Origin of the sequence: Arthrobacter sp. MYb229 (genome assembly GCF_002975405.1) — a bacterium.
Lineage (GTDB): Bacteria > Actinomycetota > Actinomycetes > Actinomycetales > Micrococcaceae > Glutamicibacter.
Map to the genome: position 1 here is coordinate 33,144 of NZ_PCPS01000005.1, position 23,660 is coordinate 56,803.

Below are 23,660 nucleotides of genomic sequence, written 5' to 3' on the forward strand. Positions count from 1 at the left end.
AACCTAGATCTCCATCCCGAAGTGCTGGCTGAAACGGACGTCGCCCTCGATCATGTCGTGCATGTCGGGAACGTCGTTGCGGAACATGAGCGTGCGCTCGATGCCCATGCCGAAGGCGAAGCCGGAGTACTCTTCCGGATCGATGCCGGCGGCGCGCAGCACATTCGGGTTGATCATGCCGCAGCCTCCCCACTCGATCCAGCGCGGTCCGCCCTTGGCCCCGGGGTGCCAGATATCGAGCTCGGCGCTCGGTTCGGTGAACGGGAAGTAGGCCGGGCGCAGCCGGATCTGCGCCTCGGCGCCGAACATCTGGCGGGCGAAGTGCTCCAGCGTGCCGCGCAGATCGGCCATGGTCAGGCCCTTGTCCACGGCCAGCCCCTCGAACTGGTGGAAGACCGGGGTGTGGGTGGCGTCGAGCTCATCGGTGCGGAAGGTGCGTCCCGGGCAGAGCACGTAGACCGGCACCTCGCGCTCCAGCATCGAGCGGACCTGCACCGGGGAGGTGTGGGTGCGCAAAACCAGGTGCGCGTCTGCCGGCTCGATGAAGAAGGTGTCCTGCATTTCGCGGGCCGGGTGGTCCGGCTTGAAGTTCAGCGCGTCGAAGTTGAACCATTCGGATTCCACCTCGGGGCCCTCGGCGATTTCCCAGCCCATGCCGACGAAGATGTCCGAGACGCGGTCCTGCAGGACCGAGAGCGGGTGGCGGGCCCCGGCGCGGCGGCGGCGCGGCGCGGCGGTGACATCGACGGTCTCCTCGACGAGGATGCGGGCGGCTTCGGCTTCTTCGAGCACTTCGGTGCGCGCGGCCAGGGCCTTGTTGACGCGGCCGCGGGCGCCACCGACGAGCTTGCCGGCTACGGCCTTCTCGGTTTTGTCCAGCTTGCCGATCTGGCGGTTGGCCAGCGACAGCGCGGACTTCTCCCCGGTGTGAGCCAGCCGTGCGTCTTTTAGTTCGGTCAGGTCGCCGGCGGTCTCGATGGCTGCTAGTGCCGCCTGGACCGCGGCGTTGATGCCTGCTTCATCGGTCGGATGCGGGACGCTTTGGTCCGTTTCCGTTGCCTCTTGGGTTGTCTGATCAGACATGGGATCGATCGATCCTTCTCTTCGCTCGTGGAACTCTTGGTTCCTATTCTATTGGCTAGGGCCCGCCAACGTTTCAACGATGACGGGCCCGGGCCGTGAAGATGCTTACGATTCGCTTAGTGGCCGCTCGGGTCCTTGGCACCCTTCGGCGCAAAGGCCAGGGCAATGATCAGCACGAGCACCAGCAGGGCGCCGCCGAAGATCATCGAGTAGAACAACGCGTAGTTGGCGCTGCCGGTGGCCTTGTATTCCTCGGCGCCGGCCATCATGTCGAAGGCTACCGAGTGGTGCTCGACCTCGCCCGCAGAGTGCGAAACAACCTTGCCCGGGAAGCTGACTACCAGGTTTGCCTCGGTGAACTGTTCGTTGACCACGACTTCTCCGGCACCGGGCATCGAGAACTCAAATTCGCCGCCCTTGTCGGTCAGCGAGATCGGGAAGCCGAAGGTGCTGAAGGCATCCTGCAGCTGGACGAAGTTCATCTTGCCGACGGTTTCGAAGCGCAGGCCGACGTTTTCCCCGTCGTCGACGGTGGTGTAGCTCCACTGCTCGCCGAGGATCTGATCCAGTTCATCGGTGTTCAGCTGGCTGGCCAGCACGTCTTCGAAGGGCTGCCCCTGCAGGTTTTCCTGATGAGTGGTGACCTGCAGCGCACCGGTGGCCTGATCGGCACCGGTCACATTGACTTCAGCGTTCATGTTGACGCATCCGGACAGGGCCAGGATTGCGGTAAATACCAGCGCGAGAACGCCAAGAAGTCTCTTCACTCGGATTGCTCCTCAAGTTTATTGATTGATTATCTACATTTTGCCGACACCGGGCACTAGTTCCAGCTTACGCGGTTTAGAGCGTGCGCCCTGCATGGGCTTGAGCCAGGCAGGCGGCGACGATCGGCGCGTCCGCTTTGATCCACGGCACCGCGGCACCCAGCGACTCATCCAGAGCCAGCCAGGCCAATTGGTCGTGCCCGTCGAGCGTGTCGGGAGTGCCGGAGCTGATGGTGGCGAACCAGACTCGCATGGCGGCCTGCTCGTTCAGCGCCCAGCCCTGCGCCAGCGGTCCGGTAACTTCGGCGCCGAGCGTGAGCTGCACGCCGAGCTCCTCGCGCAGCTCTCGATGCACCGCCTCGATATCAGACTCCCCCGGTTCGACCTTGCCACCGGGAAATTCCCAGAGGCCGGCCAAGGCTGCCGGGCGGTTGCGCCGGGCAGCCAGCATTTTCGTCGGCGACGCGAAGCTATCGACGATGGCTACGGCGACGATTTGTTTCAGATTCATGGAGGTGTTCCTTGGGCTTTAGCGTTGGGCGCGGGCCGAGGCATACAGGCAGACCGTCGCGGCGGTGCTCACGTTCAGCGATTCGGCCACCCCGTAGAGCGGCACCGCGACCTTGTACCCGGCCAGTTCCTTTTCCTGCTCGTCGAGACCCTGCCCCTCATTGCCGAAGAGCCAGATGGTGGGCCGCTCGAGCGCCGGTTCATTCGCCGGCAGTTCGGTTCCGGTCCCCGCGCGCAGCACCGCCGAATCCTGCAGGGTGTCCAGGTTGTGGGCCGCGTAGCCATCGGCCGCGAGCACTTGCAGGCGTTCCCCGGCGGCAGCGATGAAGTCGTTGAGGTCGACGTCGCTGAGCACCGGCAGGTGGAAGAGCGAGCCGACGGTGGAGCGCACGGCCTTCGGATTGTAGATGTCGACGCTGTCCTTGGTCAGGATCACCGCGTCGGCACCCGCCGCGTCGGCGGCACGCAGGATGGTTCCGGCATTGCCCGGATCCTGGATTCGGCAGAGCACCGCGATCAGCTTGGGGTTGCTGGCCAGCACCTCGGAAAGCTGCGGCTGGGACATTGCGACGACCGCGAGGATGCCCTGCGGGTTCTTCGTATCCGCCATCGCCGAGATGACATCGCCGGTGACAAAATGAGTGCGCACCTTGGCTGCGTCGAGCAAGGCCGTAAATTCTTCGTGGCGTTCCAGAAAACCAGGGACCACGTAAACTTCTTGGACCAGCTGGTCGTTGGAACGGTGCGCAACCAGCGCCTCGCGGACCGCTTGCGGGCCTTCGGCAAGGAATTCGCCGGTTGCCTCACGGCCCTTGCGGTGGGCCAAGCGGGCGACCGCCTTGACTCGGTCGGCGCGCGGATTGGACATCACGTCTGGGGGAAAGCTCGTCATTATTCGAGAATACCGGTAGAAGCACCGAAGGGCGGGTTCCACACTATGTGCGGTACCCACCCTTCGGTGTGATCTGTCCTACCTGAGGCCTAGCTCAAAGGGAGAAACGGATTTACTTCATCTGCTGGCGGGATTCTCCACCAGCTGGCTCGAAGCCTGCGCCCTTGGCAGCTTCGATCGAGTTGAACCAGAACTCGGCCTCGGTCTGCTCGTACCAGGTCGAGCCTGGGACGTGGTACTTGTTCGATCCGGCGTTGCCCTTGATGACGAAGCCTTCTGGTGCGTCCTGGCCTTCAACGGCCTTGATCACGCCTTCGCCTTCGACGCTCTTGGCTGCTGGTGCAGCTGCGGCCTTTGGAGCCTTGGCAGCCTTTGGTGCGGAAGCTGGTGCTTCTGCGCCGCGAGGAGCGTTGACATCTGCCGGAAGAGCGTCCTTTGCAACCTTGACCAAGGTAGCGAAAGCGTTCGAGTCCGAAACAGCCAGCTCGGAGAGCATGCGACGGTCAACCTCGACCTCAGCGGCCTTCAGGCCCTGGATCAGACGGTTGTAGGTCAGGCCGTTGGCGCGGGATGCAGCGTTGATACGCTGGATCCACAGGCGACGGAAGTCGCCCTTGCGCTTACGGCGGTCGTTGAAGCTGTAAACGAACGAGTGGAGCAGCTGCTCCTTGGCCTTACGGTACAGGCGCGAACGCTGACCGCGGTAACCCTTTGCGCGTTCCAGAACGACGCGACGCTTCTTATGGGCGTTTACTGCCCGCTTCACACGTGCCACGTGTGTACTCCTTCAAGTCAGTTCCTCCCACCCGGGATAACCAGGTGAAAGCGAAATCTATGGTTGTTGGGGTTGTGCTTCCCCGAATTGCGAAAGGGAGAGCTTAGAGGCCCAGCATCCGCTTGATGGTCTTCACATCGGCCTTAGCTACCAGCTGGTCAGAAGCCAGGCGGCGCGTGACGCGCGAGGACTTGTGCTCCAGGTAGTGACGACGGTTGGCCTGCTGGCGCTTGAGCTTGCCGCTACCAGTCAGCTTGAAGCGCTTCTTGGCGCCACTGTGAGTCTTGAACTTCGGCATAGCTGCCGTTCTCCTAACGTGCTCCACATAAATCGTGAGATCTGTGGGGATCATCCGAAGCGGGCCTCTTGGCAAGGTGACCGCTGCTGTTCTCTTGTAGTTGGACCTTCGCAAGGAAGATCCTTCACCGTTTCCGATGACGGGCCCGGAGGCCCAACAGGCTTGGGCTAGGCTTCGCCTTCAGCCGCGTTGCGAGCCTGCTCCAGCTTCGCGAGAGCTTCATCATCCATCGCTGCTGCGACGTTCTGACCCTCGGTCTCTTCTGGGGCGTCGGTGCGGATCTTGCGCTTCGCGCTTTCCCGGCCACCCGACTTCTGCTGCTGTTCGCGGCGAGCCTCTGCCTTGTTCTTCAGCGGACCAACAACCATGACCATGTTTCGGCCATCGATGCGAGGGGTGGACTCTACGAGCCCGACCTCTGCTACGTCTGCTGCAAACTTTTCTAGCAAGCGAATGCCCATCTCTGGGCGTTGCTGCTCACGTCCACGGAACTGGATCATGGCCTTGACCTTGTCGCCTGCGCCTAAGAAGCGCAGTGCGTGGCCGACCTTGGTCTCGTAGTCGTGGGTGTCGATCTTCAGACGGAAGCGGACTTCCTTCAGGATCGTGTTGGTCTGGTTCTTACGAGCTTCACGAGCCTTGACAGCGGCTTCGTACTTAAACTTGCCGAAGTCCATCAGTTTGCATACAGGAGGCTTGGCGGTCGGTGCCACCTCGACCAAGTCCAGATCGGACTCGACAGCTAGTCGGAGCGCGTCCTCGATGCGGACGATTCCTACCTGCTCACCATTGGGGCCGACGAGACGTACCTCTGGCACGCGAATGCGCTCATTAATGCGTGGATCGCTGATGTGTCACTCCTGATTTTCGTAAGTCACTTACTCGCAAATGAAGAAGGCCCCCGTCTGCGAAGTGCAGGCGAAGGCCAAAGAATAGACGACACAATAGTTTTACGATTCTTCCTCGTAAAGCTATTTCCGGATACTCATAAATATCCTGCCGAATTACCCGGAAGCCTAAACGGCTACTGCGGGTGGGAGTTGGCCTCCACTTGCATGGCTCAACACTGATCTCTTGGTGACATCATCCGGATACCGGACGCTCTCAAGTACCTGTATTGAGTCGGTCTGTGACAAGCTTAGCAGTATGAGTACCGAAGACACCAACTCGCAGCAGCACGCCGTCGAGCAGCAGATGCGCGACATCGCAGAAGTTCCAGCAGTAGAGATCATCACCACCGCCGCAGTTCACCTGATGAGCGCGGCCGCGGTCAAATGCGGACTGGCAGAAGGTGATGATGCCGATGAGCTGAAGGATCTTGATGAAGCTCGCAAGCTAATTACCGCTCTGGCTGGCCTAGTCACCGCGGGGGCACCCGAGCTTGGCTCACAGCACGCGGCACCGCTGCGTGACGGTCTGCGAAGCCTTCAGCTCGCCTTCCGCGAAGCATCATTGATCCCGGATGCACCAGGCAAGGGCCCGGGCGAGAAGCTCACCGGACCGGTCAACTAGCGATTGTTTCGCAGAATTTTAAGAGATTAACGTCATGGATCCGCTTCCTTTGGGAAGCGGATCCATGCTCGTTTAAACACGAGCTTTCCGTTTCGGAACAGATATTGCCGGATCGAAACGAGCCACAACGCCTTGCACTAGATAGGCTTCGGTAATGGATACCTTCGAACAGCCGGTACTGCATGCCGGGCGCTATGTCTTGCGGCCGTTCGACATCGGCGACGTGGAATTGATCGAGGCGGCCTCGCTGGATCCGCTCATTCCGTTGATCACCAGCGTTCCCGCTAAGGGATCCAGCCAGGACTTCGCGGACTTCATCTCCAGGCAGCAGCAGCGTCTGGCTGACCGCACCGGGTATTCCTTCGCCATCGCCGAGGCACAGACGAATCGGGCGATCGGGCAAATTGGGCTGTGGCTGCACAACGTTGCCGCCGGCCGGGCAAGTATCGGATACTGGATCGATCCTGCACAACGCGGACGCGGTGCGGTGAGCGCGGCGTTGGATGCACTCACCGATTGGGCCTTGAAGCTTGCGGCCATCCATCGGGTGGAGCTGTACATCGAGCCTTGGAACGAAGGGTCCTGGCGGGCCGCCGAAAAATGTGGTTTCACCCGCGAAGGATTACTGCGAAGCTGGCAACTGATCGGCACCGAGCGCAAGGACATGTACTGCTACTCCCGGCTGAAAACCGAGGGCCCGGCTCACTAGCAAAAGCACGATTCCACTACGAGAGGCAGGATCATTGATGGACCGTCAAACGCAGAAGATTGTTCTGGAACCATTGCACGAGGGGCATAGGCAGTTCGTCATTTCCCTGGCCTCCGATGAACGAGTCACTCGCTATATCGGTGATGGCTCGGTCTGGGACGACCAGACGATCGGCGAGCGAATTCAATTGGCACTGAGCGCTTTGCCGCTTGCCACGGTTGGGGCCACTCGCTGGTTTGTGGCTATCGCTGCGGGGCATCCGGCAGGGCTGGTCGTGGCCACCCGTAAACCCGAGGGAGTCGAACTTGGGTATTGGGTCTCCCCCGGCTATTGGGGTCAGGGAATCGCCGGTGCCATGGTCAATAGCGCGCTAGGGCTCATCCCCGAACTATTTCAGGTGCGCCGTTTGATCGCTCGGGTCGACCCAGCCAATGTTGCCTCGGCCAAGTTGTTGGCGCGCAGAGGCTTCACGGGGCGGTCAAGCACCGACGGGCTGGATCACTACGAGCTCAAACTCACCTCGGCCTAAACGAAGTCGCCCATCCGCGCGCGACGGGTGCGGCGCACTCGTCGGCGGATCTGCTGGGCGATCAATGCGATTACCACGATGAATACCGCCAGCAAGCCGATGCCGATAAATGCCTGGGCGGGGCCGAGCGTATCCACGAAGATGCCGGTCAGCGGTGAACCGAGCGCGGTGCCGGTGGTCATCGCCGAACCGTACCAGCCCATGGCCTCGCCGCGGCGTTTCTCCGCGACCAGATCGGTGAGCCATTCGGAGGCCGCCGAGAGCGTGGGCGCGCAGAGCAGGCCCGGGGCGAGCGAGAGCAGCGCCAAGCTCCAGGTGTCGGTGGCGAAATACATGGGCACGGTCAGCACCGCCATCGCCAAGAGCAGCAGGAGCGGGGAGATGGCCCGGTTCATCGAGCCGTAGACCAGCCCGCCGATCAGCGACGAACCGCACCAGAAGAGGAATACGATCCCCAGGTCACCGGAGCGTGACTGCGCTTCGAGCTCGGCAACGATGCCCACCTCGGTGCCCGTGAGCAGCGCACCGGCTCCGCCGGCGGCGATGAACACCGCAAGCACCGAGGCGCTGATCCAGTTGAAGCGGCTCTTGAACGCTCGCCCGCGGCTCTTGATCCGGGCGCGCGCGGACTTCCACCCCGCGGTGATCAATTCGCCCTCGACCTCGGCCACGCCGAAGGGGGCCGCGGCGATGAAACTGGCCTCCGCGCCGAGACGCTCCTCGTGCACGTTGGCGCGCAGGGCCACCGCCTTGGGGTCATCACTGCGCGTCGGCGGATTCAAGATCATCAGCGCCAGACCGGCGACCGATGCGGTCACCCCGATGACGCTCAGCCCGATGGTGCTGCTGATCTGCGTGGCGACGATCCCTGCCGAGGCCGGTCCGACGATGAATACCAGTTCGGTGGCCGTCGCATCGAGCGCAAAGGCGGTGCGCCGGTTATCCCCGGTGGTCATGATGCCCAGGGCGGTACGGACCACGGAGAACACCGGCAGCGAGAAGAGCCCGCCGATGAATGCCAGCGGGTACACCCACTCCAGCGACACGTGCGGGACGGTGCACCAGACGATGGTTTCGACGAAGATCGAAGGAATCAGCGCCCGGCGCAGCCCCCACGCATCGACCCGGGCACCGCGCCACGGGGCGCCGATGGCAATGCCGAGGGTCATCAGTGCGGTAACCAGCCCGGCGGACACCCAGCTCTGATCGAGATTCGTAACCAGGTGCAGAAGCAGCAGCATGCTCAGCGCCGAGTGCGGCAATCGGGCAATCATTCCGATGACTAGCAGCGATGAAATCTGCGGCTGCCGCAGAATCTGCCAATACCGTTTCATACCCGGTGGTGTCCTTTTCTCTTAGTCTGGTGCGCTGAGCAAACTCACTTCGAGCGAATCGACCGCTTCGGCGAATTCTGGGTTTTGGGCGAGGCGCCCATGGATGTCTTTGGTGCTCTGGCGGGCTTCGGCCTCGGGGGTTCTGGCGGCGAAGACGAACTGCAGGTTCAGTTCCGGTCCCGGGCCGCCGCCCAGCACCGCCGCTCCAGAGACATCTCGCGAGCCGACTCCCCGGCCCGGCGCCACCTTCACCGCGCGGAGCGCCGGATAACCGGCGGTCGCCTCTTCGACGAGCTTGGCGATGTGCTCGCTGAGATAGCTGGGGGTCCAATCGGTCTGCTTGGCCAGGTTCCACATCCCGGGGCGACGCAGCACGAAGGTGAAATCGCTGCCCGGGTCGAGCACCAGCAGCTGGGCTTCTTCGCTCACCGCAGACAGGGCCGCGCGGGGTGCGTAGACCGCCACCGGTCGGGCCTCGCCATGCCAGGCCTGCAAGCGCTCGACCGTGGTGAATACCGGCAAGGCCATCCGCCCATCGGGTGCCTTGATCTTGACCAGCGCCATGTCGGCTTCCTTATCGGCGGCGAAACCATGTTCGGTCAGCGCTTCTTCGCCGAGCTGGGCGACAACCGCCACGAAGACGCGAGCCTGGGACAGGGCCCGATGCACTCCGGCTTCGTCTCCGGTTCCCGCGCGGAGCTCGGCCAGGGCGCGCTCCACGGCCGGGTCGGCGGCTCCATCGTCCTTGTCAAACTTGTGCAACGGATTTTCCTCGCCGCTCAAGTCCCGACCGTCCCAGCCTTGGCCGGCAGAATCTGCGCGGTTGCCAGCTTGCGCCAACGCCGCGGCGATATGCCCGGGCAGGTGGCGTTTGGGATCGGATTCGGGGTGCGAAGTGCTCATGAAACTATGCTATCTGCCGGGTGCAAATGCGAAAGTCCTGCGACGAAAATCCGTTCATGACCTTTGCCACGCACCCCGGCTCCGGTGCAGACGGCAAAAGACCCGAACCGGGCCGGTGGGCGCTGGTTCGGGTCCTGGCTCAAAAAATGGTGGAGGCTAGCGGCGCCCTGCCACGTCCAGCGCTTGGGCGAGGGTGAACTGGCCCGCGTAGAGCGCCTTGCCCATGATCGCCCCTTCGATTCCCTCCGAGACCAATTCGCGCAGCACGCGCAGATCTTCCAGCGAGGAGATGCCACCGGAGGCGATCACGGGTTTGGTGGTCTTGGCGCAGATTTCGCGCAGCAGGTCCACGTTCGGCCCGCGCAGGGTGCCGTCCTTGGTCACGTCGGTGACCACATAGCGGGCGCACCCGGCATCTTCCAAGCGTGCCAGCACGTCCCAGAGGTCGCCGCCGTCCTTGGTCCAGCCGTGGCCGGACAGGGTGGTTCCGCGCACGTCCATGCCCACGGCGATCTGCTCGCCGAAGCGTTCGATGACGCGCGCGGTCCAGTCGGGGTTTTCCAATGCTGCGGTCCCCAGGTTCACGCGGGTGGCCCCGAATTCCAGGGCGCGCTCCAGCGAGGCATCGTCGCGGATGCCGCCGGAGAGTTCCACCTTGATGTTCAGTTCGTCGGCGATGCGGCGGACCACCTCGGTGTTGTTGCCGCGGTCAAAGGCCGCGTCGAGATCCACCAGATGGAGCCATTCGGCCCCTTCGCGCTGCCAGGACAGGGCCGCCTCCAGCGGGTCGCCGTATCCGGTTTCCGACCCGGCTTCGCCCTGCACCAGGCGAACGGCTTGGCCGCCGGCGATATCTACCGCCGGGAGCAGTTCAAGAATTGGTTGCTCGCTCATAATTTCCTTCTGTCGCTAATGTTTAGAGAGTCTGAACCCAGCCGGCGACAATTGCCGCGGCGGCCAGGGCCCACAATGCGATGATCCACGAGATATGCGCTTTCTGGCTTTTGAGCGAGATCGCGCCGCCGGCGAGGAAGGCACCGAGGGTTAGCAGGATGATGGCCCACATTTCCTAAAGTGTCTCCAACCAGTTGCGCAGCAAGCGGGCCCCGGCGTCGCCGGACTTCTCCGGGTGGAATTGCACGGCGGACAGCGGACCGTTTTCCACGGCCGCGACGAATTCGGTGCCATGGGTGGACCAGGTCACCTGGGGCGGGGTCATCGCCGGTTGGGTGACATCGAACTCCCACTTCTGCACGCCATAGGAATGCACGAAGTAGAACCGCTCGTCCTCGATCCCGGCGAAGAGCCGGCTGTTCTCCGGCGGGCGCACGGTATTCCAGCCCATATGCGGGATGACCTCTGCTTGCAGGCGCTCGACCACACCAGGCCACTCGCCGATGCCTTCGGTTTTCACCCCGTGCTCAACACCTTGCTCGAAGAACACCTGATGTCCCACGCAGATGCCCAGCACCGGCTGGCCACCGGCGATGCGGCGGCCGATCCAACGCAGCGCGCCGACCTTGGTCAGCTGCTCCATCACCGAGGCGTAGGCTCCCACGCCGGGAACGACGAGGCCATCAGCGGCCAAGATCGCTTTCGGATCCGCGGTCAGCTCCACCTCGGCGCCGGCGGCTTCCAGCGCGCGCACGGCCGAGCGGACGTTGCCGGATCCGTAATCGAGGACGACTACAGTTTTTTTCGCCACTTAGAGGGCACCCTTCGTGGATGGGATCTTGTCGCCCATGCGGGCGTCCGGCTCGACCGCTTCACGCAGCGCGCGAGCGAATGACTTGAATTGGGCCTCGACGATGTGGTGCGGATCGCGCCCGGAGAGCACCTCGATATGCGCGCAGATCTGCGCGTGGAAGGTGATGGCCTCGAATACGTGCCGCGTCATCGAACCGGTGAAGTGCCCGCCGATCAGGTGGTATTCCTGGCCTGCGGGTTCCCCGCCGTGCACCAGGTACGGGCGGCCGGAGACGTCAACGACCGAACGGGACAGCGCCTCGTCCAGCGGTGCGTAGGAGGTGCCAAAGCGGCGTATGCCCGCCTTGGTGCCCAGGGCCACGCGCAGCACCTCGCCGATGGTGATGGCCACGTCTTCGACCGTGTGGTGCACGTCGATGTGGGTGTCACCGGTGGCGCGCACGGTCAGGTCGATGAGCGAATGCTTGGACAGGGCGGTGAGCATGTGGTCATAGAACGGCACGCTCGTGCTGATCTCCGAGACCCCGGTTCCGTCCAGGTCCAACTCGACGAAAACTGATGATTCGCTGGTCTCGCGTTCCATCCGGGCGCGACGAGCGCCAATCAATTCGGCAGACATGTCTTCCTTCGCTTGTGTGTGAATTCTACTTCTGTGCACCCAGCAACAAGGCCAGGTGCTCCAGGAAGGCGGTGGTTTCGGCTTCGGTGCCGGCGGTGACGCGCAGCGTTCCCTTGATTCCATTGTCGCGGACAATGATGCCGGCATCCAACAGGCCCTGCCAGATGGCGTGCGGATCTTCCAGTCCGCCGAAGAAGACGAAGTTCGAATCCGAGACAGATGGCTTCAAGCCGAGATCGATCAGCGTGGACACGATGCGGTCGCGCTGGGTCTTGATGTCTTCAACCTGCGCGAGCAGCAGCTCGATGTTCTTCAGCGCCGCGATGGCGGTTGCCTGGGTGACCGCGGAGAGGTGGTAAGGCAGACGCACCAGGCGAATCGCGTCGGTCACCTCGGGGGCCGCCGCGAGATAGCCCACGCGGGCTCCGGCCAGGCCGAAGGCCTTGGACATCGTGCGCGAGACGATCAAGCGCTGGCGTCCTTCGAGCAGGGTAAGCGCCGATCGAGTACCTGCCAGCGAGAATTCTGCGTAGGCTTCATCCACGATCACCATGGCGTCCGTTTCGCTGGCGGCCTCATAGACCGCTTCGATGACGTCTAAGCCCAGTGCGGTTCCGGTCGGGTTATTCGGGGAGCACAGGAATACCACGTTTGGGCGGTGTTCGCGTACCTGCGCGGCGGCGGATTCGGCCGAGAGGGTGAAGTCTTCGGCGCGGTTTCCGGCAATGAATTCGGTATCGGTGCCACTGGCGAGCAGCGGGTACATCGAGTAGGTGGGGACGAAACTAAGCAGGCTGCGCCCCGGGCCGCCGAAGGCCTGCAGGATCTGCTGGAGAATTTCGTTGGAGCCGTTTGCGGCCCAGATGTTGTCGGAGGTCAGCCCGTGACCAAGGTAGTCGGCGAGCAGCTCGCGCAATTCGGTAAATTCACGATCCGGGTAACGATTTAGGCTGGCAGCCGCTTTGGCTACTTCCTGAGCGATGGCATCGACAACGGTCGCTGGCAACGGATGGGTGTTCTCGTTGACGTTCAGCTGAATGGGGACGTCAATTTGCGGCGCTCCATATGGGGATAGCCCGCGGAGATTCTCACGCAAGGGCAGCTGACTCAGAAGTTCACTACGGTCATTCACGCATTAATTCTAATGCTGAGGCACTCTCGCCGGTGAATCCACGACAAGAACAGGTAACAATAGTGAGCTGGCACTTAGTTCGAGAGTACCGGGATATCCAAAGTGTCCCCGGCGTACAACACACCGGCATCGATGGAGTTCAATTCCTCAATGTGGCTCATCGCCGCGTTGACTTCGTAGCCTACGGCGTACTCGCTGGCCAGCCCCCATAGGGTGTCACCGGGAATCACGGTGACTTCCACCGTCGCCGGGCCGGTGGGAAGGTCCGTGGACGCTTGGGCGCTGCTGGTGAACATGGTGAACATGAACGCCGCGGCGATCGTGAGCAGGAAGACCGGTATGCCTACCAGTACTGCCCAACCGCGACGGTTGATGCGGATCCTCATTGGTGTCTTGCTCTGCTGTGGGTGAAGTGCCAGAGTTGCCACGACTTTTTCTCCTCAACGATTACGGGTGATGCGAACCAATATTCGAATACAATCTTCGAACACCTGTTCGATACTAGTACATCTTTTCTAACAGAGCCAGATCGAACTTGTCCAGATGTTTTCGAACAAATCTTTGAAAGAAGCCCTGCGATCAACTAAGATTTCGAAGTAGTCGATCAATGAATACATCACAACATTGGGCACCGACAGTTTGTAGCTTCGAACTGAGGACCGAATGCAAGGGAAGGCAAAAATACATGTCAGCATCACAGCGCACTCCCCGGTCGAACGCCCGTTCGCTGACGATACGTCAGAAAAAGATCCTCGAAACCATCCAGCGTGCGATCGGCAAGAATGGCTACCCGCCGTCGATGCGTGAGATTGGCGACTCGGTCGGGCTCAAAAGCCTTTCGAGCGTTACTCACCAACTCGGTCAGCTCGAAAAGCTTGGGTACATTCGTCGCGACCCGCGGCGTCCACGAGCGATGGAGATTCTGCTTCCGCTGCAGCTTGCAGAGGACGGCGAGGGAAGCAGCGAGCCGCTGAGCGCGCCGGAACCCGCTGAGGACACGAAGGTCATTGAGCTGAGCTCCTCGGCAGACACCACAATGGTTCCCTTGGTCGGACGCATCGCCGCCGGTGGACCAATTTTGGCGGAGCAAACCGTCGAAGACGTCTTTTCCCTACCCCGCCAGCTGGTTGGCCACGGCGAGCTGTTCATGCTCAAGGTATCGGGCGATTCGATGGTGGATGCGGCTATTTGCGATGGCGACTGGGTGGTCGTCCGTCGCCAGCAGACCGCGGAGAACGGCGATATTGTGGCCGCATTGCTTGACGAGGAAGCCACGGTGAAGACCTTCCGTCAGCGCGACGGCCACACCTGGTTGCTGCCACAGAATTCGCGTTATGAGCCGATTCTCGGCGACGCGGCCACGGTGATGGGACGCGTCGTGTCGGTGATGCGTTCGCTGTAGCAGGCAAGTTTATTCCAACGAGCCATTCGGCCTCACCCATTGTCGGTGAGACCGGATGGCTTTTATTTTGCGCTGAGGTGGCTCGGCGGCAGGCTCACGCGCCCGGCTGCCTGGAGGATCGTCCAGCGTTGGGTGGCCGCCGAAAGCTGCGTCTCGACCCGGTCCGCGATCTGGCTCGCCGTGTCGCGGACCAATCGCGCGGCGGTGCGGCGGGTCTCAGCGGGCAGACGTTCGTCGTTCGCGGCGAGCGCCAGGTAGCGGCAGAGGATTCCAGTGAACAGATTGCCGTCTCCGCCGGATTCCAGGCGCAGGCCCTGTGCCGCAGTGGCGAGCTGGTCGTTGATCGCCTGAATCAGCGAGGCGGCTTGTGCCAGATGCTCAGCGGTCCCGGTGGCCAGCAATGCGCCGAGCACGGTGCCCTGATTGTAGGTGTAGATCGCTTCCTCGGTGCGCGGGCCGCCGGCGGTCAGGCGGATGCCGTCGAGGTAGAGCCCGGAGGATGTGCTGTAGAGCTCGCGACGCAGCCAGTCCAGCAGCCCGGTGGCGGTGCTCAAGTCCGCGATGCGTGCGAAATACAGGGCCGCCGGGGCGTTGGTGGGCGTGTTCTTGAAGTCGCGTTTGCGCGACCAGTAGAGCCCGCCGCCGAGCTTCTCGTCTTGGCCGCGCACCAGCTGTCGAGCCAGTGCACGCATGGCTAGGGTGGCGAGCAGCGCCGGGCGGGCGGTGAGCTGCTGGCTCAGCCCATTGAGCCGTTGGCTGGCAAGCAGCAACCAGGCCATGTCGTCGTAGAAGTAATTCGGGAAGCGGCCGAAATTGCGCAGCAGGATGCCGCGCAGCAGCTGGTTGGCCCGCCGCCAGTGCCTCTGGGCCGCGCACCGGTGACCGGAGTGCAGCTCGCGGAAAGCCGCGTCGAGGATCGCGTCGAGATAGTGCGCCTGCCACCAGTAGTGCCATTCGGACCAGGGGCGCGGGCGTTTGCCAGGCGCTGGCGCGGTAGGCGTCGCATGCAGCGAGCCGATCCAGGTGCCGGGCAGGCCCATGAGCCGATGGCCGAATCTGGCGTGCAGGTCCTCGCCTGCCACCGCGGCTAGGGCCTCCCAGTGCTCGGGGTCGTGGTTGCCTGGCTGATGCTGCGCTTCATTCACGAGTCGGCTCCCACTGCTCAATTCTCCGGTTGTGTGCAACAGCGTAGCCGCTTCGCCCGCCGGCATCGAGCACATCGAGCGGGCGGGATCAGGCCGCGAGCACTTCGGCGGCCGAGAACCAGTAGGTGTTGCGTCGCGGTTGTTGATCGGGGTCCAAGAATTTGGGCAGCAGCACCGCCGGAGGTTTGCCCTCGGCCACCACGAGGCTGAAAAGCCCGGCATGGCGCGCGTGGTGATGCATGGGACAGAGCAGAACTCCACGATCCACGCGGGTCTGTCCGCCCTCCTCCCATGGATCGACGTGGTCCGCCTCGCAGCGGCTGGCCGGCATCCGGCAGCCCGGGTAGAGGCAACCGCGGTCGCGGGCGGCCAGGGCGCGTTTCATATGCGGCGGAAAGAGCCGTTTGGATCGGCCGATATCCAGCGGTTGGCCTTTGCCGTCCAGCACCGCCGGGTAGATTCCGGCATTGCACATGAGCGTTCGGGCCTCCGCCGCGGTCAGCGGCAGGCCATTTTCGGTGCTGGCGAAGCTGGCGGCGCCAGCGAGCATTTTCTCGTAGTTCAGGTGCACGATCACCTGCGGGGCGATCAGCCCGGCGCCCGGATTTTTGCCGCCGACGCGATTGGCACGCAGCACCGCGAGCAATCCGGTCAGGTGGCGCAGGGCCGGGCTCAGATCTTCGAAGGGCTGCTCGGGCGGCGGGGCGAGGTTGCTGGGTGGTTTCGGTGGTTCGGCTTCCGTCGCTTCGGCAGCCGGGGTGCGGGCCCAACCGGGCATGCTCGGCGCATCGTCCCATTCCTTGGGGGTGGGTGGCATTGGCGCAACCGGGGTTCCGGGCTCGACCGATGGGGCGGGCTCGTCCGATGCGGCGGGCTCGGCGTGGTTGGGATAGCTGGCGTGGACGAGCTCGTTGAGCTGCTCGCGGTTGCCGGCGATGGTGTTGGGGTTGTCGATCTTGGCGCGGAGCGACTCGATGAGTTCGGCATCGTGCGGGAAGACCTTGAGCTGGTAGATGACCAGTCCGCCTTTTGTGCCACGAGGGAAGAGTCCTGCCTCGGCGAACAGCGCCTCGGGCGGGCGCTGGGCCTGGAGCTGCTCGGTGATGAGGCCGGACAGGTGCTTCGCGGCGCTGGCCGGTTCCTGGGCGATGAGCTTAACCGCCTGCGCTTCGAGCTGGGCGCGGGCCTGCGGGCCGGGCAGGTCCGCTTCGGCGTTGCGGATGGCCCGGGCGGCGCCGATCGCCGGGCGCGGATCCACGTTGCGGTTCGCGAAGTGGGCGGCAAGCTGCGGGCAATCGGGGGTGGTCCGCTCCCCCGCCTCGGTGACCTTGGCGATCAGCGAGCCGGCGGCCGCGAGCCGGGAGAGAGCCGCGCCGTGGGCGATGCCCAGCCAGCCGGAGTGCAGGTCCGCGGCGTCCTTGAAGCTGCTGCGGCCCAGCGTGCAGGTGCCGTGCAGCGCGGCGAGCTGCTCGTCCGTGGGTGCGGCGCCGGCGTCGGCGATGGCATCGAGGGATTCGGTATCCAGCTGGTGGCTGCCGCTGCGCTGAACCGCGTCGGCCGCGTGGATCTGCAGGCGGGACAGGGTCTGCGCGGTGCGTTCGGCCAGCCAGGCGAAGTAGGCGGCCTGGCCGGCGGGCAGTTCCTGGGAAGAGAGTTGCGCGCAGGCGGCATCGAGGGTGGTGATGGCCTGGGCCATCGCCCCGAGGGCCGCCTGGTTGCTGGTGAGTTCTTCCATACCCACCACCTTGCACGGTCCGCGGGCGGGTGCCGGCGGATCGGGCGCAGGGTGTGGAAAAGCGGGCGTGGCCGGTTTGGCGCCGGCTACTTTTCCGGTTGCAGGCGCTGCAGCACGCCGGTGATGACTTTTTTGTCGGTGGTCGGCCACATCGGCGGCAGCGAACTTTTCAGGAACGAGCCGTAGCGGGCGGTGGCCATGCGCGAGTCGAGGACCGCGACCACCCCCTTGTCCTGCACCGAACGGATCAGCCGGCCGGCGCCCTGGGCCAGGCGGATGGCCGCGTGCGTCGCGGAGACCTGCATGAAGCCGTTGCCGCCGTGCTTGGCCACGTCCTCGGTGCGGGCCTTGGAGATCGGGTCGTCGGGGCGCGGGAAAGGGATCTTGTCGATGATCACCAGGCGGCAGGAATCCCCGGGCACGTCCACGCCCTGCCAGAGGGTCATGGTGCCGAACAGGCAGGTGTCGCGCTCCGCGGAGAAGTCCGCGACCAGCGACTTCATGCTCGCGTCGCCCTGGCAGAGGATTTTCACATCGAGCTTCTCGCGCAGGATCGCCGCGGCTTCCTCGGCCGAACGCTTGGAGGTGAACAGCGCCAGCGCGCCGCCGCCGGAGGCGGTGATCAGGTCCTCGATCTCGTCCAGCGTCTCCGCGGCCAGCTGGCGCCCGGGCTTGGGCAGGTGCTTCGCGACGTAGAGGATGCCCTGGTTCGGGTAGTCGAACGGGCTGCCCACATCCACCCCGGTCCAGGACGGGGCGCCTTGGCCCATGAGCCCGAGCGATCCGGCCACCGAATCGAACTGCGAGCCGATGGCCAGGGTGGCGCTGGTGAGCACGACGGTGCGCCCGTCGAACAGGCCCTCGCGCAGCTTGCCGGCCACCGAGAGCGGCGCGACGTTCAGCGTCGCCGGCTGGCTGTCCTCGGTTTCCACGTAGCCGCGGCCCTCGATGAACTCGCGCGGGCGGGAGGTGAAGAGCACCTCGCGGCGCTCCTCGGCTTCGAGCATGCGGATCGCGTCGTCCATCACCGCCTGCATCTGCGAGCGGGCGGTCTGCCGGCCGCCGTCCGCCGGGGCGTTCGCCTCCGGCTTGGACAGCGCCAGCACCAGTCGGGCCTGTTCGACGATGTCGTTCAGCGCGATGCCCATATCCTCGCGCAGCCCGCGCTCCAGCAAGCCCGTGGGCACCCCGGTGAGCGATTTTTCCAGCCGGCCGGCGGCCTTGGTGAGCTCGTCGACGTTCACGCCGCAGTGCCTTTTGGCGCCGCCGGCGGCGGTGAGCACCCCGCGCGCCGAGAGCGCACCGGAGACCGAGCTGGTGACCCGGTCTTGCAGCTCGTGGGCCTCGTCGATGATCGCGACCTCGAAGTCCGGCAGCACGGACAGGCCCTCGAAGGCGGAGACCGCGAGCAGCGCGTGGTTGGTGATGACCACGTCGGATTCGGCGGCCCGCGCCCGGGCCATTTCGGAGAAGCACTCATCGGCCATCGGGCACTTTTGGGCGCCCAGGCATTCCATGGCGGAGACCGAAACCTGTTTCCAGGCCTTGTCGCTGACCCCGGGGACCAGTTCGTCGCGGTCCCCGGTATCGGTCTTCTCCGCCCAGTCGCGCAGCTTCAGCACCTCGGCGGCCAGCGGGGAGAACATCTGCCCGGCGGGCGCGGCCGGCGCGTCCATTTCGAACAGCGTTCCCTCGCTGTCGTCCGGGTACCCGCCGCCGAGCTTGTACTGGCAGAGGTAGTTGGCCCGGCCCTTGAGCAGGGCCACGTCCATCGGGCGCGAGAGCTTGCCCTTGAGCGCTTCGAGCAGCCGCGGCACATCGCGCCCCACGATCTGGGACTGCAAGGCGAGGGTTGCGGTGGACACGATCACCGGCTTCGCGCTGGTTTGCGCATGGGCGAGCGCCGGGATCAGGTAGCCCATCGACTTGCCGGTGCCGGTGCCGGCCTGCACCAGCAGGTGTTTTTCGTCCTCCAGGGCCTCGACCATATGCTTGACCATCTGCTGCTGGCCGACGCGCATCTGGCCGCCCATGGAGGTCACCGCGGTTTCCAGAAGGTCCAGGACCTGCTCTTGCTTATCCATGTAGGTTGAAAGTCTCCAACTGAACCGCGAGGGATTCTCGCACCTTGACGATCATCCGGGTTCCGTGATCCGTGTGTTCGCTTTCCAATATTTCCGATTCGCTCTGGTGCAGCTTGGCGATCAGGTCTCCGCGGTCGTAGGGGATGAGGATTTCCAACTGCACCTCGGGCCGCGGGATCGAGCTGCTGATCTGCTCGAGCAGCGCCTCGATGCCTTCCCCGGTGCGCGCCGAAACGATCGTGGTGTTCGACTCGCGGTTGCGCACCCGTTCGATGACGATCGGGTCGGCCACATCGGCCTTGTTCAGCACGATGATCTCGGGAATGTTCAGCGCGTCGACCTCCGCCAGCACCGTGCGCACCGCCTGGATTTGGCCTTCGGGGTCCGGATGCGAGGCATCGACCACGTGCAGGATCAGATCCGAGTCGGCGATTTCTTCCAGCGTCGAGCGGAAGGCCTCCACCAGCTGGGTGGGCAGGTTGGAGACGAATCCGACGGTATCGGCCAGCGTGTAGGTCAGCCCGTCGGCGGTTTCCGACTGGCGCACGGTGGGATCCAGGGTGGCGAACAGCGCGTTCTCCACCAGCACCCCGGCGTTGGTCAGCCGGTTGAGCAGCGAGGACTTGCCGGCGTTGGTGTAGCCGGCGATGGCCACGGCCGGGACCTGGTTGCGCTTGCGGTTGGCGCGCTTGGCCTCGCGGGCCGGCTTCATCGCCTTGATCTCGCGGCGCAGCTTGGCCATCCGGTCGCGAATGCGGCGGCGGTCCATCTCGATCTTGGTTTCGCCCGGACCGCGCGAACCGATGCCGCCACCGGCGGCGCCCACTCGGCCACCGGCCTGGCGGGACATGGATTCGCCCCAGCCGCGCAGGCGCGGCAGCAGGTATTCGAGCTGCGCCAGTTCGACCTGGGCCTTGCCTTCGCGGCTCTTGGCGTGCTGCGCGAAGATGTCCAAAATCAGCGCGGTGCGGTCGATGACCTTCACCTTGACGATGTCCTCCAACGCGCGGCGCTGCGAGGGGGCGAGTTCGGCATCCACCACGACGGTATCGGCGCCGGTGGACGCGACGATGTCGCGCAGCTCTATGGCCTTGCCGGACCCGAGGAAGGTGGAGGAATCGGGCTTGCTGCGGCGCTGCACGACCCCGTCGAGCACCTCGGAGCCGGCGGTTTCGGCCAGCGCGGCGAGTTCGCGCAAGGAGTTTTCTGCGTCGGTGACGCTGCCGGAGGTCCAGATGCCGGCGAGCACCACGCGTTCCAGGCGCAGCTGGCGGTATTCGACCTCGGTGACATCTTCGAGCTCGGTGGAGAGCCCGGCCACGCGGCGTAGCGCCCGGCGGTCGGCTAAATCGTCTTGGTCCCCGTCGAAGGATGAATGCTCGGCGGAGAAGCGGTTCAGCGCGGTCGCCTGTCCGGAGAAGATGTGCTCCTCGACCGGTTCGTCGGCGTGGAATACGGCGGGGGCTTGCGCGTCGTCGGCCGCCAGAATGCGGTCGATGGCTGCCTTGATCTGGGCATCATCCATTGATGCCGCGTCTTGCTCGTGTGACTCGGAGTTAGTCATGGTCTCCTTAGAAGAACTTCTCTGTACAGAATAGTGCGGGGTACCCCCACTTCGCGAGGTGGCGCGATCAGATGTCGGTGGGTGTTCGGTCATACCGGTCCTTGTGCTCAAGACAAATTGCTGTCGGTGATCAGGTGAAGGGGCGGTTACCAAGAGACTGCGGCGGGGCACGAAGGGGTGCGAAGAATCCAGAAAGAAAAAGAAAAGGACCTTGCCGTCTGCAGGTTCATGTGTCCGGTGGGCGCGCAAAATCAGCGCCGGCTCTCCGGGGAACCCTGGTAACCGAGTGGGTTACGTATTAGACGAAAATCAAAGTCATAGGTAAAACTCTATCAGTGGAACGCGCCGTGCGCCTATATCGCGTAGCTCACGTTGTTTGCCCGGCTTTGCGCGCAGGCGATAATCTTTGGTGCATGACCTCGGATCATTACTTCAGCGCCAGCCCCGCCTCGGCCGACGAACGCCGCAGCATCGCGGTGGAATTGAACGGCCAGCGCCGACAGGTGCAGACGGCGCCGGGCATCTTCTCCCCCGCCGGGCTGGACAAGGGCACCGCCGTGCTGCTGGAGCATGTCCCGACCCCGCGCGGGCGGATCCTGGACATCGGCTGCGGCTGGGGTCCGATCGCGCTGACCGCCGCATTGCAGAGCCCGGAGTCCGAAGTTTTCGGCGTCGACGTCAACGAGCGTTCCATCGAACTTGCCAAGCTGAATGCGCAAAGCATGGGGCTGTCCAAAATCACCGTAGGCACCCCGGACTCGGTGGATCCGGACCTTGAATTCGACACCATCTGGTCAAACCCGCCGATCCGCATCGGCAAGGAAGCCTTGCACGAACTGCTGCTGCTATGGCTTCCGCGCTTGGCACCGGGCGGCGACGCCTGGCTGGTGGTGCAGAAGAACCTGGGCAGCGACTCGTTGCAGAAGTGGCTGGGAACCCAGTTGCCGGCGGACTGGAAGATCACCCGCGAGGCGACAGCCAAGGCCTTCCGCGTGCTGAGAGTGGCCCGTCCGGCCTAGCCGGATTTGAACATTTTTCAAAACAGCCTGCCGCCGAATCGAAAGATTCGGTGGCAGGCTGTTTTCGTCGTGGGTTAGCTGGCGCCGATCACGCCGCGGGCCACCAACGTGGCGGGGCCCGAGAGGATCGTATCTTCCTTGCCGTCGCCGGTGGGTGCGAATTCCACGCCGACCAGCCCGCCGGGCACTTCGACGGCCCACTGGTTGATCAGTGCGGTGCCGCGCGCCCAGTAGCGCATGGCGGCCGCCGCGGCGCACGCCCCGGTGCCGCAGGAGAGCGTCTCCCCCACCCCGCGCTCGTGCACGCGCATCTTCAGCTGCGCGACGCCATCGTTGATCAGCGGTTCGGAGGGAACCACGAATTCCACGTTGCTGCCGTTCGGCGGCGTCGGGGATACCTCGGGGGCGGAAAGCAGGTCGAGCTCCTCCAGCATCTGCGCATCGGGCAGGGCCGCCACGGTATGCGGGTTGCCCATGGTGATGCTCAACGCGGGAAGCGCCTGTTCCCAGCCGCGCGGCTTGACCATCGAGTCGAGTGAGTCCGCCGCGGCCTGCTCCTCGAAGATCAGCCCCCAGGGGCCGAGGTTAGCGGCGTAGCCGTCGGCCAGGCGGGTGACTTCCTTGACTCCGGCGCGGCTGCCGATGAGCAGGCTGGCACCGATCGGGAGGTTGACCAGCCCCTCGGCGAGCAGGTAGTGCACGAAGGCGCGCACGCCGTTGCCGCACATTTCGGCGATGGACCCGTCGTTATTACGGTAGTCCATGAACCAATAGGCCTTGGGGTGATCCAGGGCCTGCTGCTCGAAGCCGGGGACCTTGGAGGTGGGCACGGCGCGGATCAGCCCGTCGCCGCCGATGCCGAAGCGGCGGTGGCACAGGGCCGCGACCTGCTCTGGCGTCACCTCGTGCTTGGCTTCGGGGTCCGCGAGCAGCACGAAGTCGTTTCCGGTGGCGTGCCCCTTGGCGAAGGGCAGTCCGGCAAGCTGGGCTAGTTCGGTGCGGTACATTGCGCTCCTTTAGATGGTGGGGTCGCTCGGGCGGAGCAGTTGTTGTGCTTTGCCCAGCAGCCCGGGTTCTTTCGGGTTCAGCCAGTGCACCCGCGGGTCGGCGTTGAACCAGGTCAGCTGGCGGCGGGCGAACTTCCGGGTGGCCACGATGGTGTCCTCGATGGCTTGGCCCCGGTCGATCTTGCCGTCCAGGTAGTCGGTGTACTGCTGGTAGCCGATGGCGCGCGCGGCGGTTTTCCCTTCGCGTAGCCCGTGGCCCAAGAGCTCGGCAACCTCCTCGGCCAGCCCCATGCGGTCCATTTTACGGACGCGTTCGGCCAGTGTCTCGTGTAACGCGGGGCGCTCGTAATTTAGTCCGATCTGCAGCGCCGGCTGGAAATACTCGCGGTTGGGCATGTAGGAGCTGAAGGGGCGCCCGGAGATTTCGAAGACCTCCAACGCGCGGACGGCACGCCGGGTATCGAGATTTCGGTCCGCGGAGACCGGATCCACCTGTGCCAGCCGGCGGCGCAGCTCGCCATCCCCGTGCTCCTGCACCTCGGCTTCGAGCCGGTCCCGGACCGCGCGATCGGTGGGCGGGAAGTCGATCACGTCCAGCGCGGCGCGCACGTAGAGCCCGGAGCCGCCGACCATGATCGGCACCTTGCCGTGGGAGCGAATCTGGTCGAAATGGTCGCGGGCTTGGGCCTGGAACTGGGCGACGGAGGCCTCTTCGCGGATGTTCATGATGTCCAGCAGGTGGTGCGCGATGCCGCCGCGCTCGGCTTCGGCGAGCTTTGCGGTGCCGATGTTCATGCCGCGGTAGAACTGCAGCGCGTCGGAGTTGACGATTTCGCCGCCCAATTCTTGGGCCAGCGCGATGGCCAGATCCGATTTGCCGGTTCCGGTGGGCCCAACAATGGAGATCACCGGCAGCTGAGTGGAGTTCATTCGG

General features: G+C 64.3%; 26 protein-coding genes. 5 read left to right on the forward strand and 21 right to left on the reverse strand.

Features of this window, described 5'->3' with window-relative positions; genetic code table 11:
• Positions 1-3: 3 nt before the first annotated feature.
• The 7 genes from CQ019_RS14015 to infC all read right to left on the reverse strand — a co-directional run bounded on the left by CQ019_RS14015 (position 4) and on the right by infC (position 5,143).
• Positions 4-1,083 carry a phenylalanine--tRNA ligase subunit alpha gene (locus CQ019_RS14015; protein ID WP_105569967.1) on the reverse strand — a complete coding sequence of 360 codons (1,080 nt, stop codon included), beginning with the start codon at positions 1,081-1,083 and terminating at the stop codon, positions 4-6.
• 116 nt (positions 1,084-1,199) lie between these two features.
• Positions 1,200-1,850 (reverse strand): LppM family (lipo)protein, encoded by a 651-nt coding sequence (locus CQ019_RS14020; protein ID WP_105554667.1) that lies wholly within the window; start codon positions 1,848-1,850, stop codon positions 1,200-1,202.
• 76 nt (positions 1,851-1,926) lie between these two features.
• Entirely contained in the window at positions 1,927-2,361 is a 435-nt protein-coding gene (locus CQ019_RS14025) for a (deoxy)nucleoside triphosphate pyrophosphohydrolase (RefSeq protein WP_105554668.1), read from the reverse strand.
• Between the two features lie 18 nt (positions 2,362-2,379).
• Entirely contained in the window at positions 2,380-3,252 is an 873-nt protein-coding gene (locus CQ019_RS14030; protein ID WP_105554669.1) for an RNA methyltransferase, read from the reverse strand.
• 112 nt (positions 3,253-3,364) lie between these two features.
• The gene (gene rplT / locus CQ019_RS14035) at positions 3,365-4,027 is read right to left on the reverse strand and encodes a 50S ribosomal protein L20 (RefSeq protein WP_105554670.1); all 663 of its coding nucleotides are present in this window, start codon (positions 4,025-4,027) and stop codon (positions 3,365-3,367) included.
• Positions 4,028-4,130: 103 nt separating this feature from the next.
• Positions 4,131-4,325 carry a 50S ribosomal protein L35 gene (rpmI, locus tag CQ019_RS14040; protein WP_096288052.1) on the reverse strand — a complete coding sequence of 65 codons (195 nt, stop codon included), beginning with the start codon at positions 4,323-4,325 and terminating at the stop codon, positions 4,131-4,133.
• A 167-nt stretch (positions 4,326-4,492) separates the two neighbouring features.
• Positions 4,493-5,143, reverse strand: coding sequence for a translation initiation factor IF-3 (gene infC / locus CQ019_RS14045; RefSeq protein WP_374954800.1), 651 nt, complete (start codon positions 5,141-5,143; stop codon positions 4,493-4,495).
• Positions 5,144-5,471: 328 nt separating this feature from the next.
• Between infC and CQ019_RS14050 the strand changes: the two genes are divergently transcribed.
• From CQ019_RS14050 to CQ019_RS14060, 3 genes are all read left to right on the forward strand, one after another.
• On the forward strand, positions 5,472-5,837 hold the full coding sequence (locus CQ019_RS14050) for a DUF1844 domain-containing protein (protein ID WP_096288056.1): 366 nt from the start codon (positions 5,472-5,474) through the stop codon (positions 5,835-5,837).
• A 154-nt stretch (positions 5,838-5,991) separates the two neighbouring features.
• Positions 5,992-6,546, forward strand: coding sequence for a GNAT family N-acetyltransferase (locus CQ019_RS14055; protein ID WP_105569968.1), 555 nt, complete (start codon positions 5,992-5,994; stop codon positions 6,544-6,546).
• A 37-nt stretch (positions 6,547-6,583) separates the two neighbouring features.
• On the forward strand, positions 6,584-7,075 hold the full coding sequence (locus CQ019_RS14060; RefSeq protein ID WP_105554672.1) for a GNAT family N-acetyltransferase: 492 nt from the start codon (positions 6,584-6,586) through the stop codon (positions 7,073-7,075).
• On the opposite strand, the gene CQ019_RS14065 is transcribed toward CQ019_RS14060, so the two are convergent.
• The 8 genes from CQ019_RS14065 to CQ019_RS14095 form a co-directional block, all read right to left on the reverse strand.
• The gene (locus tag CQ019_RS14065; RefSeq protein WP_105554673.1) at positions 7,072-8,409 is read right to left on the reverse strand and encodes an MFS transporter; all 1,338 of its coding nucleotides are present in this window, start codon (positions 8,407-8,409) and stop codon (positions 7,072-7,074) included. The two genes, CQ019_RS14060 and CQ019_RS14065, sit on opposite strands and share 4 nt — an antisense overlap.
• A gap of 21 nt (positions 8,410-8,430) precedes the next feature.
• Complete coding sequence (locus CQ019_RS14070; RefSeq protein WP_105554674.1) at positions 8,431-9,312, reverse strand: SseB family protein; 882 nt, start codon at positions 9,310-9,312, stop codon at positions 8,431-8,433.
• A 156-nt stretch (positions 9,313-9,468) separates the two neighbouring features.
• Positions 9,469-10,206: a bifunctional 1-(5-phosphoribosyl)-5-((5-phosphoribosylamino)methylideneamino)imidazole-4-carboxamide isomerase/phosphoribosylanthranilate isomerase PriA gene (gene priA, locus CQ019_RS14075; protein WP_105554675.1), complete on the reverse strand. Its 738-nt coding sequence runs from the start codon at positions 10,204-10,206 to the stop codon at positions 9,469-9,471.
• A gap of 22 nt (positions 10,207-10,228) precedes the next feature.
• Complete coding sequence (locus CQ019_RS18575) at positions 10,229-10,378, reverse strand: hypothetical protein (RefSeq protein WP_176484251.1); 150 nt, start codon at positions 10,376-10,378, stop codon at positions 10,229-10,231.
• 3 nt (positions 10,379-10,381) lie between these two features.
• Complete coding sequence (gene hisH / locus CQ019_RS14080; protein WP_105554676.1) at positions 10,382-11,017, reverse strand: imidazole glycerol phosphate synthase subunit HisH; 636 nt, start codon at positions 11,015-11,017, stop codon at positions 10,382-10,384.
• Positions 11,018-11,638 carry an imidazoleglycerol-phosphate dehydratase HisB gene (gene hisB / locus CQ019_RS14085; protein ID WP_096288070.1) on the reverse strand — a complete coding sequence of 207 codons (621 nt, stop codon included), beginning with the start codon at positions 11,636-11,638 and terminating at the stop codon, positions 11,018-11,020.
• Positions 11,639-11,663: 25 nt separating this feature from the next.
• The gene (locus tag CQ019_RS14090) at positions 11,664-12,770 is read right to left on the reverse strand and encodes a histidinol-phosphate transaminase (RefSeq protein WP_105569969.1); all 1,107 of its coding nucleotides are present in this window, start codon (positions 12,768-12,770) and stop codon (positions 11,664-11,666) included.
• A gap of 74 nt (positions 12,771-12,844) precedes the next feature.
• Complete coding sequence (locus tag CQ019_RS14095) at positions 12,845-13,198, reverse strand: LysM peptidoglycan-binding domain-containing protein (protein ID WP_105569970.1); 354 nt, start codon at positions 13,196-13,198, stop codon at positions 12,845-12,847.
• Between the two features lie 257 nt (positions 13,199-13,455).
• Between CQ019_RS14095 and lexA the strand changes: the two genes are divergently transcribed.
• On the forward strand, positions 13,456-14,172 hold the full coding sequence (gene lexA, locus CQ019_RS14100; RefSeq protein WP_105554679.1) for a transcriptional repressor LexA: 717 nt from the start codon (positions 13,456-13,458) through the stop codon (positions 14,170-14,172).
• Between the two features lie 62 nt (positions 14,173-14,234).
• On the opposite strand, the gene CQ019_RS14105 is transcribed toward lexA, so the two are convergent.
• From CQ019_RS14105 to hflX, 4 genes are all read right to left on the reverse strand, one after another.
• Positions 14,235-15,317 (reverse strand): glycoside hydrolase family 76 protein, encoded by a 1,083-nt coding sequence (locus tag CQ019_RS14105; protein ID WP_258133778.1) that lies wholly within the window; start codon positions 15,315-15,317, stop codon positions 14,235-14,237.
• Positions 15,318-15,405: 88 nt separating this feature from the next.
• Positions 15,406-17,052 (reverse strand): DUF222 domain-containing protein, encoded by a 1,647-nt coding sequence (locus tag CQ019_RS14110; RefSeq protein WP_105569971.1) that lies wholly within the window; start codon positions 17,050-17,052, stop codon positions 15,406-15,408.
• 86 nt (positions 17,053-17,138) lie between these two features.
• Positions 17,139-19,136: an ATP-dependent DNA helicase gene (locus tag CQ019_RS14115; RefSeq protein WP_105569972.1), complete on the reverse strand. Its 1,998-nt coding sequence runs from the start codon at positions 19,134-19,136 to the stop codon at positions 17,139-17,141.
• Complete coding sequence (hflX, locus tag CQ019_RS14120) at positions 19,129-20,793, reverse strand: GTPase HflX (protein ID WP_374954801.1); 1,665 nt, start codon at positions 20,791-20,793, stop codon at positions 19,129-19,131. Before hflX ends, CQ019_RS14115 begins: the two co-directional genes overlap by 8 nt.
• 320 nt (positions 20,794-21,113) lie before the next feature.
• Between hflX and CQ019_RS14125 the strand changes: the two genes are divergently transcribed.
• Positions 21,114-21,719 carry a class I SAM-dependent methyltransferase gene (locus CQ019_RS14125; RefSeq protein WP_105569973.1) on the forward strand — a complete coding sequence of 202 codons (606 nt, stop codon included), beginning with the start codon at positions 21,114-21,116 and terminating at the stop codon, positions 21,717-21,719.
• 74 nt (positions 21,720-21,793) lie between these two features.
• On the opposite strand, the gene dapF is transcribed toward CQ019_RS14125, so the two are convergent.
• Both dapF and miaA read right to left on the reverse strand, forming a co-directional pair.
• Positions 21,794-22,726 carry a diaminopimelate epimerase gene (gene dapF / locus CQ019_RS14130; protein ID WP_105569974.1) on the reverse strand — a complete coding sequence of 311 codons (933 nt, stop codon included), beginning with the start codon at positions 22,724-22,726 and terminating at the stop codon, positions 21,794-21,796.
• A 9-nt stretch (positions 22,727-22,735) separates the two neighbouring features.
• Entirely contained in the window at positions 22,736-23,656 is a 921-nt protein-coding gene (gene miaA / locus CQ019_RS14135) for a tRNA (adenosine(37)-N6)-dimethylallyltransferase MiaA (protein WP_105554684.1), read from the reverse strand.
• Positions 23,657-23,660: the final 4 nt, after the last annotated feature.